The organism is Leisingera sp. ANG-M7 (assembly GCF_000813965.1).
In the GTDB taxonomy this organism is placed as follows: Bacteria; Pseudomonadota; Alphaproteobacteria; order Rhodobacterales; family Rhodobacteraceae; genus Leisingera.
Genome location: NZ_JWLI01000016.1, coordinates 219,790 through 234,923, shown reverse-complemented (window position 1 = coordinate 234,923; position 15,134 = coordinate 219,790). Strand labels below are relative to the sequence as shown.

Below are 15,134 nucleotides of genomic sequence, written 5' to 3'. Positions count from 1 at the left end.
CAGTCCTCAGGTGTTTTGAAAGTCGTCAAGCGCCGCGCGGAAGCGCGCGAGGTTGCTGGCGGTGTAGGCCGCGTAGTCAAAGTCGATTTCGGAAGTGATCTCTGACACCATGCTCCACATGGTCTCGCGCAGAAGCGAAGCACATTTCATGGCACTGTAGCGATGCAGCAGGTCATCGGTCACAGGTGCCTCGAAGTAGGATTCCAGCAGCCATTGCTCCTGCGCCTGCGACAGCCCGTTATTCGAGGCGAGGCCTCCAAGGTCGAACAGCGGCGAGTCGAAGCCGGCATAGTCGAAGTCGATCAGCCAGAGCCGTTCCCCGTCATCAAGGAAATTGCCGCACAAGAGGTCGTTGTGTCCGAAGACTATGTCGAAGGGGCCTGCCTCCTGTTCCAGCATGCTGCCGATGCCTGCCAGTTCCAAGGCCAGTGCCGCATGCGAGCTGTCCATATCCCGCAGGGTGGCCGCATAATCCCGGATCACATGGAAGACCCAGAACACCAGCGCCGGGCCGCGCAGATGCCCGGGCACATCGCGGTGGCAGGATTTAACCAGCTCCAGCACCCGCGGCAGCATTGCCGGATCGCCCACGTCCTTCTCGGTCAGGGTACGGCTTTCGATGAACTCCAGCACCGTCAGGCCGACTTCGGCATGCAGCACCGCAGGCGACAGGCCTGCAGCATGGGCGGCGCGGCTGGCGGCCAGTTCGTTGAAGCGCAGCACCTGATGCAGCGGGATGTCGTCGCCCGCCCGCACCACGTATTTTCCGGCGCTGTCCTCAACCAAGTAGTTCTCGTTGGTGATGCCGCCTTTCAACGGAGCAACGGTGATATCCCCCTGCCAGATGGGCAGTGCGCGGATTTTGTGAAGCAGGTCGGATTGGCTCATGCTCAGCTCTCCAGTCCAAAGCGGATGCGGGCGCCGCGGGCTCCGGCATTGACCAGCCGGTCGGCGATGATGGCGATAAAGGCGATGGCGAGCCCGGCGACCAGACCGCGCCCAGTGTCGGCCTTGGTCAGTGCAATATAGACCTCCTGACCCAGGTCGCGGGTGCCGACCAGCGCGGTAATCACCAGCATCGAAAGCGCCAGCATGATGGTCTGGTTGATACCCAGCAGGATTTCCGGCAGCGCCATCGGCAGCCGCACAAGGCGCAGCAGTTGCCATTTGGTGCAACCGGATACCAGGCCTGCCTCAATCAGCTCGCCGCTGACGCTGCGCACCCCGTGGGCGGCATAGCGGACAGCCGGTGCCAGCGCGTAAAGGACGATGGCGATCATTGCGGTGAAGTCGCCAACCCGGAACAGCATCACCACCGGGATCAGGTAGACGAAACTGGGCAGGGTCTGCAGCGTGTCGATCAGCAAGTTGATGGCGATGCCCGCGCGGCGGTTCAGCGCCGCCAGCACGCCCAGGGGAACCCCGATCAGGGTGGCAAGGATCACCGAGGCACCGCAGAGATAGACAGTGACCATCGCCTTGGCCCACAGGCCGCTGACTGCAATCAGGGCAGACATCGCGCCGCACAGGGCTGCCAGCTTCCAGCCGCCGGCGCGCCAGCCAAGCAGCGTCAGCATGGCAATGGTCCAGGGCCAGGGAATGCCGAGCAGGGTTTTCTTGATTGGCAGCAGGAACCACTGCAGGAAGAAGATTTTCACGGCCTCGAACGCATCGAAGTAGTTCACGTTCAGGTACTTGACGGTGTCATTCCAGAAAGCGCCGGTGGTGATGGTTTGGCTTTGCGGGTAGTCCAGCAGCAAGGGCGAGAATCGGCCCAGCACCCAAGTGACCGTCAGCAGGCAGAGCACCAGCACTGTGCGCTTGTTTCGGGCGGCCCAGGAGCCAGGCTTGGTGTGGTGGGCCTGGCCAATGCGCTCTGCGAAGGCCTGGCTCAGCCGGTCCACCGCAATCGCCAGGACTACGATTGCGATGCCTGCCTCAAAGCCTGCGCCAATGTCGAGGCGGCGCAGCGCGGCCAGCACGTCGAAGCCAAGACCGCCCGCGCCGATCATCGAGGCGATGATCACCATGTTGAGCGTCAGCATGATCACCTGGTTGACGCCGATCATCAGGCTCTGGCTGGCCGAGGGCACAAGCACCCGCCACATCAACTGCCGCCGGGTGGTGCCGGCCATCCGCCCGAAGTCGAGGATTTCCGGGTCCACTGCCTTGAGCGCCATGATGGTGATGCGGATCATCGGCGGGGTTGCATAGATGATGGTGGCGACCAACGCCGATACCGGACCAAAGCCGAACATGAACAGGATCGGTACCAAGTAGGCGAAGATCGGGATGGTCTGCATCAGGTCCAGAACGGGGGAGAGGATGCGCTCACCCAGCGGATGGCGGTAGGCCCAGATGCCGGCCAGTAGCCCGCCGCCCGCGCCGATCGGCACCGCGATGAGCACTGAGGCCAGCGTGACCATGGCGCTGTCCCATTGCCCGAAAACCGCGAGATAGGCAAAGCAGGCGCCGACAAGCGCGGCCAGACCCCAACTGCGGCAGTAATGCCCCAGGGCGATCACCGCAGCGGTGACGGCGATCCAGCTGGCGGCTGGGAGCAGAACCTGCGGCTCCGGGCCGGGATCGAACAGAAAGCCGTGTGCCAGCAGGTTCAACGCCAATTCATAGGGCTGCTCGATCAGCCAGGCGATGGAACGGGTGGCATCGGTGAAGGAGACCGGGCCGACGGCTGCCTCCTCCATCAGCCAGGCCATGGCAGCGGAGATGTATGTGTTGAACGGGATATCCCAGGAGGGCGGAACCTTGACCAGCCAGCGCGCATCCAGCGCCTTGGCTAGATCGCGGCCGAACCAGCCCAGCAGAATTGTCGCCAGCACAAGCCCCCAGCAGATCGCAGCCTGCCGGGTCAGATGCACTTTCATGCCGCCTCTCCCGTGCCGAACAGCACCCGTGCCACCGCCGTGCGGCCAATGCTGCCGACGATCCGGCCGTTCGCATCACACACCGGGCGCGGGGCATCTGCGGCAATGATCTGTTCCGCAACTTCCGACACCCGGGCGGCTGCCGGAACGGGCACGCCCTCGGCTTGTGCGTCCGGGGTCATGATGCCCCCCACCGTCAGCACCTTGGAGCGCGGGATGTGGCGGGTGAATTCAGCGACGTAAGCCGTGGCTGGGTTCAGCACGAGGTCCTCCGGAGTGGCGACCTGAATGATCTCGCCGTCTTTCATGATGGCAATGCGGTCGGCGAGGCGCACTGCCTCCTCGAAGTCGTGGGTGATAAAGACGATGGTTTTGTGCAGGCGTGCCTGCAGGCGCATGAACTCGTCCTGCATCTCGCGGCGGATCAGCGGGTCAAGCGCAGAGAAGGGCTCGTCCAGGAACCACAGGTCGGGTTCCGTCACCAGCGAACGGGCGATGCCGACACGCTGCTGCTGGCCGCCGGACAGCTCTCGCGGGTAATAGTCCTCGCGCCCCTTCAATCCGACAAGTTCCACAACTTCCCGGGCCTTGGCTTCGGCTTTGGCCCTTGGGGCGGCCTGAACGGTCAGCGGGAACATCACGTTCTGCAGAACGGTCAAATGCGGCAGCAGGGCAAAGTGCTGGAACACCATTCCCATCTTGTGGCGGCGGATTTCAATCAATTCCTGCTCGCTGGCACGCAAAAGGTCGACGCCGTCAAACAGCACTTCGCCGCCAGTCGGTTCGATCAGCCGGGACAGGCAGCGCACCAGGGTCGACTTACCGGAGCCGGACAGCCCCATGATGATGAAGATTTCCCCCTCGGCAATGTCGATGCTGGCATTGCGCACGGCACCGATGATGCCTGCACGCCGGATATCTTCGCCGCTAGGGGCGGGATTTTCGCGCAGAAAGCTTTCAGGGTTCGCGCCGTAAAGCTTCCAGACATTGCGGCAGGATAATTTGGTCTTGGGTGTCATCACGCAGCTCCGGACCCGGCCCGCAAGGGCAGCCGGGGAAAATTGACGGGTCAGAAGAAAAGCCGGGGCCGCCTGAGAGCGTAAGGGCAGCCCCGGAGGAGTGGGATCAGTTGCTGATCCAGCCGGACCAGCGATCCTTGTTCGCAGCCATCCAGTCGGAGACCACGGCGTCCACTTCAACGCCTTCCAGGTCCGCCTTGCCGACCATGGCGCTCATTTCTTCGTTGGTGATGCTGTAAGCCTGAATGACGTCATAGGCGCCCGGCCATTTCTCCGGCAGGCCGGCCCAGGCAGCTTTCCAGATCGGGCCGCGCGGCTTGCCGCAGTCATAGGCCATGTCCGGGTTCACGCCCACCGACGGATCAGAATAGCATTCCGGAGAATAGGCGGGAAACTCAACAAACTCCCCGTCGTATTTCGAGGGAGCCCAGTGGGGAACATAGACCCACAGGACAATCGGGTCCTGGCGCTGATATGCGGATTCCAGTTCTGCAAACAGTGCCGCATCGGTGCCGGCATGCACCACCTCAAACTCAAGCTCCAGCGCTTCGACGCGCTCTTCGTCGAAACCACCCCAGGTTACCGGACCGCCGACATAGCGGCCGTAGGGCGAGGTTTCCGCGGTGGCAAATTCGTCGGCGCAGTCCTTCAGGGCCTGCCAGTCGGGCAGACCCGGGCAGCGGTCCTTCATATAGGCTGGGTACCACCATTCCTCGATCGCCATCAGACCGGTCTCGCCTGCATTGACCACCTTGCCAGAGGCAGTGGCCTCGTCCAGCGCTTCGCGGCCCGTTGTCTCCCAGATCTCCATGGCCAGATGCAGGTCGCCGGTCTTCAGCCCGGCAAACTGCGCGATATAATCCGCCTGGACGTATTCGACGTTGTATCCGGCCTCCTGCAGGATGCTGCCCATGATCTTTGTGTTGATCAGCTGACCGGACCAATCGTGCAGTGTCAGTTTGATCGGATCGGCGGATTCTGCAGACCGGGCGGATGATACGGAAAGGGCGGCTGTCAGCGCAGCGGCTCCCAATATACTGAGATTCTGTCGCATGTGGATTTCCCTGTTGTGTGGTGTTGTGTGCGATTCTTGACGTCGCGTAGGGGTATCGTGCAGTTTGCTGGGCTTTTCGTCAATAAAAACCACAAATAACAACATAATTGCGCCCAATATGCCGAGATCAGCGCCAAAACACGAGGTTTCGTGTTGCATTGTGTGGCTTTTTTAAGTACGGCTAAGGGGGCGCCAAGAACAATGTCCTGCTTGTGAAATGAACCAGAAAACCACAAATCAGCGAGAAGAAGAGATACTGCGCGAGCTTCATCGCGCAGGAGGATCCTGCCGCGTAAGCGCGCTTGCGGAGCAGCTGAACGTCTCCAACGAAACCATTCGGCGCAACGTCAAGACACTCGAGGAGCGCAGAATAGTGCGCAAGGTGCATGGCGGTGTGCATCTGAATGAAGATGTCATCGAGCCGCCTTTTGAAAACCGCCTCAGCGCACATGCCGATGTGAAAACAGTACTGGCCCAAGCCGTGGCGGACACAATTAGCGACGGAGATTCAGTATTTCTGGATATCGGGTCGACAACGGCCTATGTCGCGCTGGCGCTTAGAAATCACAGCAACCTGTTTGTGGTTACCAACTCGGTTTTTGTGGCACAAACGCTGGCCACGCGGAACAACAACCGGGTTTTTCTGGCAGGCGGCGAGCTGCGCGCCCATGACGGCGGCGCTTTCGGCGCGGAGGCGCTGGACCTGGTGCGGCGCCTCAATGTTCAATTGGCGGTGTTCTCGGTTGGCGCTGTGAACAGTGAACTGGGCTTCATGCTGCACGATCTTGAGGAAGCCAATATTGCGCGCATCGCAGCTGAGAATGCGCAGGTCTGCATCGTCGTGGCGGACAGCGGCAAGTTCAACAAACGCGCTCCGGTCTCTCTCGACAAGATGTCGGCGATCGACGTCTTCTTCACCGACACCCCTCCACCGGACGGCATCAGGGCCATGCTGGAAAAGCACGAGATCGAAACCGTCATTGTCAAAACTGAAGGCTGGTAAGCTGGTTCGGCAAAGTTAACGGCAATGAGCAAAGTATTTTCCCGCGCATTTCAGGAATGATCTAAGAGGAGCCCCATTGATTTTCGGCGAGTGAGCTACTCGCATCCTTCGTGCAGAACCTAAGGCAATTTGAGCTCTTCTTTCGCCGGACCTGCACGATCGACCGCTATGATCAGCCGCCTCTGCGAACGCGTCTTGATTGCCGTCCAAACGATCTCGCCTCCGGCGAATGGCTGTTCGGCCGGTTCAGCCTTCACCATGACATCATCCAAACTGGCAACGAATGCTGGTGCTTAATGTAAGCGGAAGTAATTCTAAGAAAACCGCAGGTCCAGAGGTCGGGCACCTCATCCTGCAGCAACTTTGTGACAATCTCGTCGAACTTATGCAGCTTCGTACCCATTCTGATCCACCGTTTTCCAAGCATAACAGCGGACCACTTCAGGAGTGGAGAAACACGTAGCTTGGCGGACAGCGAGGTGGATGCAATCATGGGTGGCGTTGTGTTGCCGGGTGAGTCCTTGGGTTGCATTTTATGTATAAAAACACCCGTGAATGCACGTTATGGGTGCATTGGTATCTCGTTGTTAACAGCTGTCCCCCAACTTGGCCTCGAAACGTTTATATGAGTGAGGCGAAACTATGGGTGCGAATGAAAAAGCCGCGACGCCGGAGTCAGATCAGGCTAGCAAGGACGTTCAGGGGGTCGTGGACGCCATTAACCGTGTTCAGGCTGTCATTGAGTTTGAGCTGGATGGCACAATCATAACTGCGAACGAGAATTTCCTTGCAACGGTCGGATACACGCTGGGGGAGATCGAAGGCAAGCACCACCGCATGTTCTGCGATCCGGCCTATGCGGCGTCTGACGAATACCGGGACTTCTGGCTTCAGCTCGCGATGGGCGAGTTTTCGGCCGGCGAATACAAACGCCTGGGCAAGAATGGCGCAGAAGTGTGGATCAATGCCTCCTACAATCCGGTCTTCAGCGCGGATGGCAGGCCGTACAAAGTCGTTAAGTTTGCCACCGATGTTTCCAAGCAGAAACAGCTGGAACAGGTGAACCTGCGCAAGACCACGGGGTATGAAAATGCGTCCGCGGCCATGATGACCGTTGACCGCGACTTCATCGTAACCGATGTCAACGCAGCGACCCGTGAGTTGTTGAGCCGAAGTGCAGAAGCTTTTGCACAAGTCTGGCCGAATTTCGATCCGGCTCATATCATCGGAACCTGCATCGATCAGTTCCACAAGAACCCGGCCCACCAGCGCAAGCTGCTGTCGGACCCAACCAATCTTCCGTACAAGACCGACATTACAATCGGGGACTACAAGTTCGCGTTGAATGTTGGCGGTGTCTTCGATCAAAGCGGTGAATATGTCGGCAACATGCTGGAGTGGGCCGATGTGACAGAGGCCCGGATGAATGCCGGCGTTCTTGCCGCTCTGGACCGTGCGCAGGCCATCATCGAATTCACGCCGGATGGCAAAATCACCAACGCCAACGAGAATTTTCTGGCAACGGTGGGATATTCGCTGGATGAGATCGTCGGTCAGCATCACCGGATGTTCTGCGACCCGGATTACGCGAGCTCTCCAGAATACAAGAAGTTCTGGGCCGATCTGGCCGCCGGAGAGTTTGCGGCCGGCGAATTCAAGCGCTTCGGCAAGGGCGGGGCGGAGGTCTGGATCAACGCCTCTTACAATCCGATCCTGGATGCAGGCGGCAAGACCTTCAAAGTGGTCAAATTCGCCAGCGACATCACCGAAGAAAAACAGCGCACCGCTGAACAGGATGGCAAAATGGCGGCCATCTGCCGGGCCCAGGCCATGATCGAGTTTGAACTGGACGGCACCATTCTGACCGCCAACCAGAATTTCCTGGCCACTGTAGGGTACTCCATGGATGAGATCGTCGGTCAGCATCACCGGATGTTCTGCGATCCGGAGTACACAAGCTCGCCTGAGTACAGGAAGTTCTGGGCAGATCTGGCCTCAGGCGAGTTCTCGGCCGGCGAATACAAACGCTTTGGCAAGGGCGGCAAGGAGGTCTGGATCAATGCCTCCTACAACCCGGTGTTCAATGCCGATGGCAAACCTTTCAAGGTTGTGAAATTCGCCACCAACATCACCGCTGAAAAGCAGGTGGCACAGGAAGTGACACGGATTGCAACGCAGTTTGCTGAACAGTCCAAGAAGATTTCGGAGCAGGCCCATACTGTTGCCGGCGGTGCCCAGACCCTCGGCTGCACAACCGAGGAAATCAGCGCCTCCGTTGAGGAACTGAGCGCCTCCATCGACTCGATTGCACAGAACAGCAATCATTCCGACGAGATCGCCCAGAAAACCAAGGAAGAAGCCGACTTGGGGGCAAAGGCGATTGAACGGTCTATTGAGGCCATGGACCTGATCAACGCTTCTTCCGAGGAGATCAGCGAAATCGTCAAGACGATCAGCGAGATTGCCGGGCAGACCAACCTGCTGGCCTTCAATGCCGCGATTGAGGCAGCGCGGGCAGGCGAACACGGTCTCGGCTTCTCTGTGGTGGCTGACGAGGTGCGCAAGCTAGCGGAGCGGTCGTCGCAATCCGCCAAGGAAATCAGCAAGCTGATCAATGAAACGGTGAAACGCGTGACCCTGGGCAGCGAGGTCTCGAGAGAGGCTGGCGCGGCCTTCACTAAGATCCTGACGGGCATCTCGGATACCACCGATTCCATCGCTCAAATCTCAGTGGCAGCAAATGAGCAGCAGACCGCGGCGCGGGACGTCTCTGAAGCCATCCAGAGCATTGTGGACGCGTCCGAAGAAGCTGTCATCGCGTCGGATTCCATCGCCGCTGCGACCGAGGAGCTGAACAGCGGAGCGCAGGAACTGAAGACGGAAGTCGGCCGGCTTGGCTGCTGACCCATTGTATTGGCGAAAGGACCGGGGATGAGAAAACCTGACACCGACATCACCATGAGCGATGGGGACTTTACCAAACTCCGCGCTATCGTTCACCGGAATACTGGAATAACAATCGGCGAGACCCGCAAGACAATGCTGGTCAGCCGTTTGCGGCGGCGGCTGCGGGAGGTCGAAGAGCCGAGCTTCGCGTCTTATATCTCCCGTCTCGCCTCTGACCCTGCGGAGATGCAGGAACTGACAAACCGGGTGACCACCAACGAAACCTATTTTTATCGCACGCCGCGGGTTTGGGACTATTTTCAGGATGTGTTCCTACCGGAATTCCAGGCACGGGGCGAAAACCTCCGGATGCGGGTCTGGTCAGCCGCGGCTTCAACCGGGGAGGAGGCCCATACCATCGGCACCATCCTGGAGCAGAAGCGGCTGGAGAAACCGGGTTTCGACTATTCCGTGCTTGGCACGGATGTTTCTTCGCGGGTTCTGGATGTGGCGCAAAAGGGGGTTTACAATGGCCGCTCGATTGCCCGCTTCCGCAAAGAAAAGCCCGACCTGTTTGCCAGCCACATGAAAGGCAGCGATGCGGACGGATACAAAGCGGTGCCGCAGATCCGGGCCCGGCTGAAGTTTAAGTTGCATAACCTTCTGGAAAGGCTTGGCGGCACCAGCCCGTTCGATGTTGTTTTCCTGCGCAATGTGCTGATTTACTTCACTGACGAAGATCAGGAGAAAATCCTCCAGCATGTCAGGGAACTTATCAAACCAGATGGTGTTCTGTTCATCGGTGAAAGCGAGACACTGAACAATCTTCGGACCGGGTTTGAGCAGCTGGCACCGATTATCTACCGGCCGTCCGCCAGGGTAAGCAGCCCATGTGCGTGAATGATGTTCAAAAAATCCATGTGCAAATCGGACAGGTGAAAACCGGCCGGGCAGGACAGTCGCTGAACGCTATTCTCGGCTCCTGCATCGGTCTCGGGATTCTGCACCCCGCCAAGGGGATCTATGGGCTGGCGCATTGCCTGCTGTCCAAGTCTCCGGATACCTCGGAGGCTATCAGCGGCAGGCATGTCGATCAGGCGCTCAGATCATTGCAGTCCCTGATGGAGGTGTCCGGCAAGGATCTGCGCAAGCTTCAGGCAATTGTCGTTGGCGGCGCCAATATGACGATGCCGGCAGATACGGATCCAAAGCGTCTTGTCGGGAGCATCAATGCGCGTTCAGCCTATCGGGCGTTGCGGGACGTCGGCGTCCGCAATATCCACGAAGATGTCGGAGGTATGCAGGGGCGGCAAGTGACCATCGACTGCTCCAGCGGTGAGTTCACTGTCAAACCCATTCCGCGCTTAGGGGGGGCGTCATGAAAACAGAAACCTCGACGCCTCTGATCCTTGGCGCGGAAGGTGCATCCCATGGACGAGTGGGCTGTTCCTCGGTCGGGGCGGAGGGCCGCGCAGCAGCTGGGCCAGCCACTGTATCGCCGCCCTCGGCCAAAGCGAAGCGCAGCCACTCCAACAAATACGGGTCTTTCCTGATTGACGACAGCGAATTTGCCATACCGGTCTCCTCGCTCCAGGAGATCGTGAACGAACCGGAGGATATTTCACCGGTGCCGCTTGCTCCGTCTTTTATGCTGGGGCTGTTCAACCTTCGCGGCATGATTGTTCCGGTGATAGACTTGCGCAGCCTGCTGGAGTTCCCAGCGACTGGCAGCGTGACTGCGCGCAAGGTGGCAATCATAGAACACGGTGAACACTGCATTGGCCTGCTCTTTGACAGGACCGGCGAGGTCTTGAATGGAAAAGGCGTGGCTCGGGTGGATTTCCGGCCCAAAGGCGACGGCATCAAGGATGTGGTCATCGACGGGGTGCTGAAATTCGACGGCGGCGAAAGGCTGGTGCAGATACTGGACCCGCATGAATTGCTGAACCTGGAGAAGCTGCCTCGGGCGGACAATGAGGCCAGCAAGGAAAGCGTCAAGCTCAACAGGGGCAAAAAGCTCGCCTGTGTATCCTTTCAAACCGGGCACACGACCTGTGCAATTGACCTTCGCTTCGTGAAAGAGGTTAGAACGGTTCCCGAGTTGGAGCAGTCCCTGCTGACCGGTGGCAACGTGATCGGTACCGCAAACATGCGCGGCGTCATTCTGCCAGTGATAGATTTTCGCGGTTTCATGGGCGATGACGCAAAATTTAAGCTTGGGGCAACCATCCCCAAGGAACGGCGCATGCTGGTGATAGATACCCGCGAGGGGCCGGTAGGGCTCATGGTCTTCTCGATTGACAGCATCCTGCCGTTCTTTGAGGACGAAGTGCTGCCCTTTGCCAAGCTGGCCTTGCCGCGCGGCGACCTGGTGAACGGGTGCCTTCTGGACAAAGACAATCAGATCGTCATGATGCTGGACCCTGGCAAGCTACTGCAGGAGCCGAGCTTTCTGGCTGCCGCAAAGGCATGTCAGGAGGTTTTCCCGCCTGAGACGGCAGAGGGCGAGGCTGAGGAGCAGGAAGCCCGGTCGGCGCGGCGCACCTTCATTAAATTCACTTTTGAGAAAAGGTTTGCGTTGGACACCGCGCACGTCAGCGAGATCATCAACCGGCCCAAGGATCTTCTGGAACCGCCGTTTTCCTTGGAATTCGTCGAAGGCATCCTCAATTTGCGGGGGGAGTTGATTACCTTGTTCAATCCCCGGGTGCTGTACGGTCTGCCGCCGGCATCCAGCCGGGATCAGAAGGTTCTGATTTTCAGGCACGGAGTGCAGAAGTTCGGGATACTCGTGGACTCTGTCGACGAGATTATTATTTCGACGGAAAACCGTGTGGCTGAACTGAAACCCCTGGATCAGCAAAACACCTCGAAGAGTATCGCAGAGGATGTGTCCGGCTGCCTGCAGCATAAAACAGCGGATGGCAGGCACGAGTCGATTTTGATCCTCGACACAACTGCGCTGGTGGAGCGCTGCTTCCAGGCCGCCTAAGGGCAGGTGGTGCCGCCCGATAGCGATCTGACAAGGAAGCAGCTGTGTTTTCTGTTCACAGTTCTTCGCAGCATGTGGCATTGCTTGGCGTGTTCGGGGAAATCAGCTTTCCAGTGAAGTTTTTCTTGCCGCAAGAGAGGTGATGCGCTACCCGCGCTTTACCGGTCCTGCAAGGGCTAAGAGGGAATCCGCGGCGCCGTCTGGCGCCAACCGGAACTGCCCCCGCAACTGTAGGCGGCGAGTGCTGTGCCATAAAGTCACTGGACCATCTAGTCCGGGAAGACGGCACAGGCAATGACCCGCCAGTCAGGAGACCTGCCGGTGAAAACTGAAGCACACCGGACGGGGTTGTCCGGGGAGGTTGCCGGTGAATTGCGCCACCAGTACTGGAGGCTGCAAGAAGGGCCAAAACCCTTCGTCTGACCGGTCAATGCCCTTTTCACCCGTTCTCCGGTCATTGACACATGGAGATCGAAATCATGTTCCTGCGTTCTGGCCTGATGGGCCTTTACTTCATTGCGGCCGCTCAGGCAGCCGCCGCCAGCGAGACCTTTCCGCTGACCCTTCAGAACTGCGGTGAGACCGTCACTTTCGAGGCGCCGGTTGGGTCCTCCGTGACCGTTGGCCAGGCGGCAACAGAGGTGCTCTATGCGCTGGGCCTGGGTGATAAGGTGCTGGGCACCTCGGTCTGGTTCAATGACGTGCTGCCCGAATATGCTGAGCTGAACGCCAAGGTCGAGCGCCTCGCCGACAACGACCCGAGTTTTGAGAGCGTGGTGGCCAAGCGCCCGGGTCTGGTGGCGGCTCAGTATGAATGGCACGTCGGCCCCGAAGGCGTGGTCGCCAAGCGCGAGCAGTTCCACGACCTCGGCATCCCGACCTATGTGATGCCCGCGGATTGCGTCGGCAAGGACAACACCACCGGCGGCGACGGCACCCGGACCGAAATGTTCACCACCGACAGCCTTTATCAGGGCATCGAGGAATTGGCAGCGATCTTTGGCGAGGCCGAAAAGGGTGCAGAACTGGTTGCCGACTACAAGGCTCGTGAGGCGGCAGCGGTTGCGAAGGCGCAAGAGGTTGCGCTCGAAGATGCCTCTGCCGTGTTCTGGTTTTCTTCGCCTGAAATGGAAAGCGATCCGTTTGTGGCCGGCCAGAAGGGGGCACCGGGCTACATGATGCAACAGCTGGGCCTGCGCAATGTCATCGAGACTGACGAAGAATGGCCGACTGTCGGCTGGGAAACCATCGCCAAAGCTAACCCGACGGTGATTGTGATTGCCCGTATGGACCGCCGCCGCTTTGCCGCCGACGACTACGAGAAGAAGCTGGAATTCCTGCGCAATGACCCGGTTGCCAGCCAGATGGACGCGGTCAAGAACAACCGCATCGTGGTGATGGACGCCCAGGCGATGGACGCCACCATCCGCGCCATTCCGGCGCTGGAGGACCTGGCTGCTGAACTCAGAGCGATCGGCAACGGCGTATGAGTGCAGCCGCCGCACTGGCCTTGCAGGGCATCCGGGGCGTCTGCCTGGCCCTGCCGGTTCTGGCGGCGGCGGTTCTGGCGGGCGCGATGATCGGGGAAACCTCGCTTGCGCCTGACCTTGTGCTGGCCGTTCTGGCCAATAAGCTGGCGGGCGCAGGCCTGCCGGTTGATCCGGTGGACCAGGGCATCATCTGGAGCTACCGGGTGCCGCGGGCACTGGTGGCAGCGGCTTGCGGAGCGGCGCTGGCAGTGGCTGGCGTGGTGCTGCAGGCGCTGCTGCGCAACGCGCTGGCGGACCCTTACATTCTAGGCATTTCCGCTGGCGCCTCGACCGGGGCGGTTGCGGTGGCCATTGCAGGGCTTGGCGGCGGTGCCCTGTCGCTCTCTTTCGGCGCCTTCAACGGGGCGCTCCTGGCCTTTGGCTTTGTCGCCATCCTGGCACGCGCCGCTGGGGCAGGGGGCAATCGTGCGGCCGCCGCGCAGATCGTGCTGGCCGGCATTGCGGGCTCGCAGCTGTTCAATGCGCTGACCGCCTTCATCATCGCCAAGTCTGCCAACGCCGATCAGGCCCGCGGCATCATGTTCTGGCTGATGGGCAACCTCAGCGGCGTGCGCTGGCCGGATGTGTGGCTGGCAGTGCCGCTGGCGCTGGCAGGCTGGATGATCTGCCGGTTTCATGCCCGCGCCCTTGACGCTTTCACCTTTGGCACCGATTCCGCAGCTTCGCTTGGTATCCCGGTCCGCCGCGTGCAAGTGGTGCTGATCTTTGCCACCGCACTGATGACCGCGGTGATGGTGTCGGTTGTCGGCTCCATCGGCTTTGTCGGTCTGGTGATCCCCCATGCGGCGCGGTTTCTGGTCGGCCCCGGCCACCGCAGGCTGATGCCTGCCGCAGCACTGACCGGTGCGGTGTTCCTGATTGCTGCCGACATCGTGTCCCGCGTCATCATCCCCGGCCAGGTGCTGCCCATCGGAGTTGTCACAGCGCTGATTGGCGCGCCGTCCTTTGCGGTGATCCTGGTGCGTGGGCAAAGGGCTGCGCGATGAAGATCGAAGCCCGCAGCCTGTCCTTTGCCGTGCGCGGCAAAACCCTGCTGCAGGATGTGTCTCTGTCCGTTCAGCCGGGCGAGACGCTGGCGCTGGTTGGTCCCAACGGCTCTGGCAAGTCGACCCTGATGCGTCTGCTGTCCGGCATCGCGAAGCCCTCGCAAGGACAGGTGCTGCTGGCAGACAAGCCGCTGGCGCAGCTGACACGCCGCGATATCGCCCAGCGGATTGCCATTGTCGAACAGCAGGCCGACACGGCCGAGCGCATCACCGCACGGTCCGTCGTCGAGCTGGGCCGCACCCCCTGGCTGTCGGCGCTGAAACCTTGGAGCGGCGAGGATACGGCTCTGGTGGACAAAGCGCTGAGCACGGTCGAGATGGAAAGCTTTGACAGCCGTGAATGGTCCACATTGTCTGGCGGCGAACGGCAGCGGCTGCATATCGCCCGCGCCCTCGCGCAGCGCCCGGGGCTGTTGCTGCTGGATGAGCCGACAAACCATCTGGACATTCACCATCAGCTTTCGATTTTGAACTGCATCCGGAACCTGAAGGTGACCACTGTGGTTGCCTTGCATGACCTCAACCAGGCCCTGACCTGCGACAAGGTAGCGGTGCTGTCGCATGGGCGTCTGGTGGCCTTTGGCGAACCAGGGCAGGCGCTGGCTCCGGAAACAGTGTCGGACATATTCGGGATCAAGGCCCGCTGGGTCCGGGATGCCGAGGGCACAGCCCCCTTTCTATCGTTCCAGCTTGCCTGAA

Annotated in this window: 12 protein-coding genes and 1 riboswitch; of the genes, 8 read left to right on the top strand and 4 right to left on the bottom strand. The window is 60.0% G+C overall.

From position 1 onward, the window contains the following. Positions 1–6: 6 nt before the first annotated feature. The 4 genes from RA26_RS17810 to RA26_RS17795 form a co-directional block, all read right to left on the bottom strand. On the bottom strand, positions 7–888 hold the full coding sequence (locus RA26_RS17810; RefSeq protein ID WP_039185908.1) for a phosphotransferase: 882 nt from the start codon (positions 886–888) through the stop codon (positions 7–9). Between the two features lie 2 nt (positions 889–890). After that, positions 891–2,885: an ABC transporter permease gene (locus RA26_RS17805; protein ID WP_039185906.1), complete on the bottom strand. Its 1,995-nt coding sequence runs from the start codon at positions 2,883–2,885 to the stop codon at positions 891–893. Then, positions 2,882–3,904, bottom strand: coding sequence for a quaternary amine ABC transporter ATP-binding protein (locus RA26_RS17800; protein WP_039185904.1), 1,023 nt, complete (start codon positions 3,902–3,904; stop codon positions 2,882–2,884). Before RA26_RS17800 ends, RA26_RS17805 begins: the two co-directional genes overlap by 4 nt. Positions 3,905–4,010: 106 nt before the next feature. Next, positions 4,011–4,958, bottom strand: a complete 948-nt coding sequence (locus RA26_RS17795; RefSeq protein ID WP_039185903.1) for an ABC transporter substrate-binding protein — start codon at positions 4,956–4,958, stop codon at positions 4,011–4,013. A 217-nt stretch (positions 4,959–5,175) separates the two neighbouring features. Here RA26_RS17795 and RA26_RS17790 point away from each other — a divergent pair, with 217 nt between their 5' ends. The 8 genes from RA26_RS17790 (at position 5,176) to RA26_RS17755 (ending at position 15,133) form a co-directional block, all read left to right on the top strand. Next, positions 5,176–5,961, top strand: a complete 786-nt coding sequence (locus RA26_RS17790; protein ID WP_039185900.1) for a DeoR/GlpR family DNA-binding transcription regulator — start codon at positions 5,176–5,178, stop codon at positions 5,959–5,961. Positions 5,962–6,603: 642 nt separating this feature from the next. Beyond that, positions 6,604–8,865 (top strand): PAS domain S-box protein, encoded by a 2,262-nt coding sequence (locus tag RA26_RS17785; protein WP_082015865.1) that lies wholly within the window; start codon positions 6,604–6,606, stop codon positions 8,863–8,865. A 27-nt stretch (positions 8,866–8,892) separates the two neighbouring features. Next, a complete protein-coding gene (locus RA26_RS17780) occupies positions 8,893–9,747 on the top strand; it encodes a CheR family methyltransferase (protein ID WP_052272477.1) in 855 nt (284 codons plus the stop codon). After that, on the top strand, positions 9,738–10,229 hold the full coding sequence (locus RA26_RS17775; RefSeq protein WP_039185898.1) for a chemotaxis protein CheD: 492 nt from the start codon (positions 9,738–9,740) through the stop codon (positions 10,227–10,229). The genes RA26_RS17780 and RA26_RS17775 overlap by 10 nt, the downstream gene beginning before the upstream one ends. Continuing rightward, positions 10,226–11,839 (top strand): chemotaxis protein CheW, encoded by a 1,614-nt coding sequence (locus RA26_RS17770; RefSeq protein ID WP_039185896.1) that lies wholly within the window; start codon positions 10,226–10,228, stop codon positions 11,837–11,839. Before RA26_RS17775 ends, RA26_RS17770 begins: the two co-directional genes overlap by 4 nt. A 145-nt stretch (positions 11,840–11,984) precedes the next feature. Next, positions 11,985–12,176, top strand: a riboswitch (cobalamin riboswitch). Between the two features lie 142 nt (positions 12,177–12,318). Beyond that, on the top strand, positions 12,319–13,329 hold the full coding sequence (locus RA26_RS17765; RefSeq protein WP_039186027.1) for an ABC transporter substrate-binding protein: 1,011 nt from the start codon (positions 12,319–12,321) through the stop codon (positions 13,327–13,329). Beyond that, positions 13,326–14,375 carry a FecCD family ABC transporter permease gene (locus RA26_RS17760; protein ID WP_039185894.1) on the top strand — a complete coding sequence of 350 codons (1,050 nt, stop codon included), beginning with the start codon at positions 13,326–13,328 and terminating at the stop codon, positions 14,373–14,375. The genes RA26_RS17765 and RA26_RS17760 overlap by 4 nt, the downstream gene beginning before the upstream one ends. Further along, positions 14,372–15,133: an ABC transporter ATP-binding protein gene (locus tag RA26_RS17755; RefSeq protein ID WP_039185891.1), complete on the top strand. Its 762-nt coding sequence runs from the start codon at positions 14,372–14,374 to the stop codon at positions 15,131–15,133. The genes RA26_RS17760 and RA26_RS17755 overlap by 4 nt, the downstream gene beginning before the upstream one ends. Position 15,134: the final 1 nt, after the last annotated feature.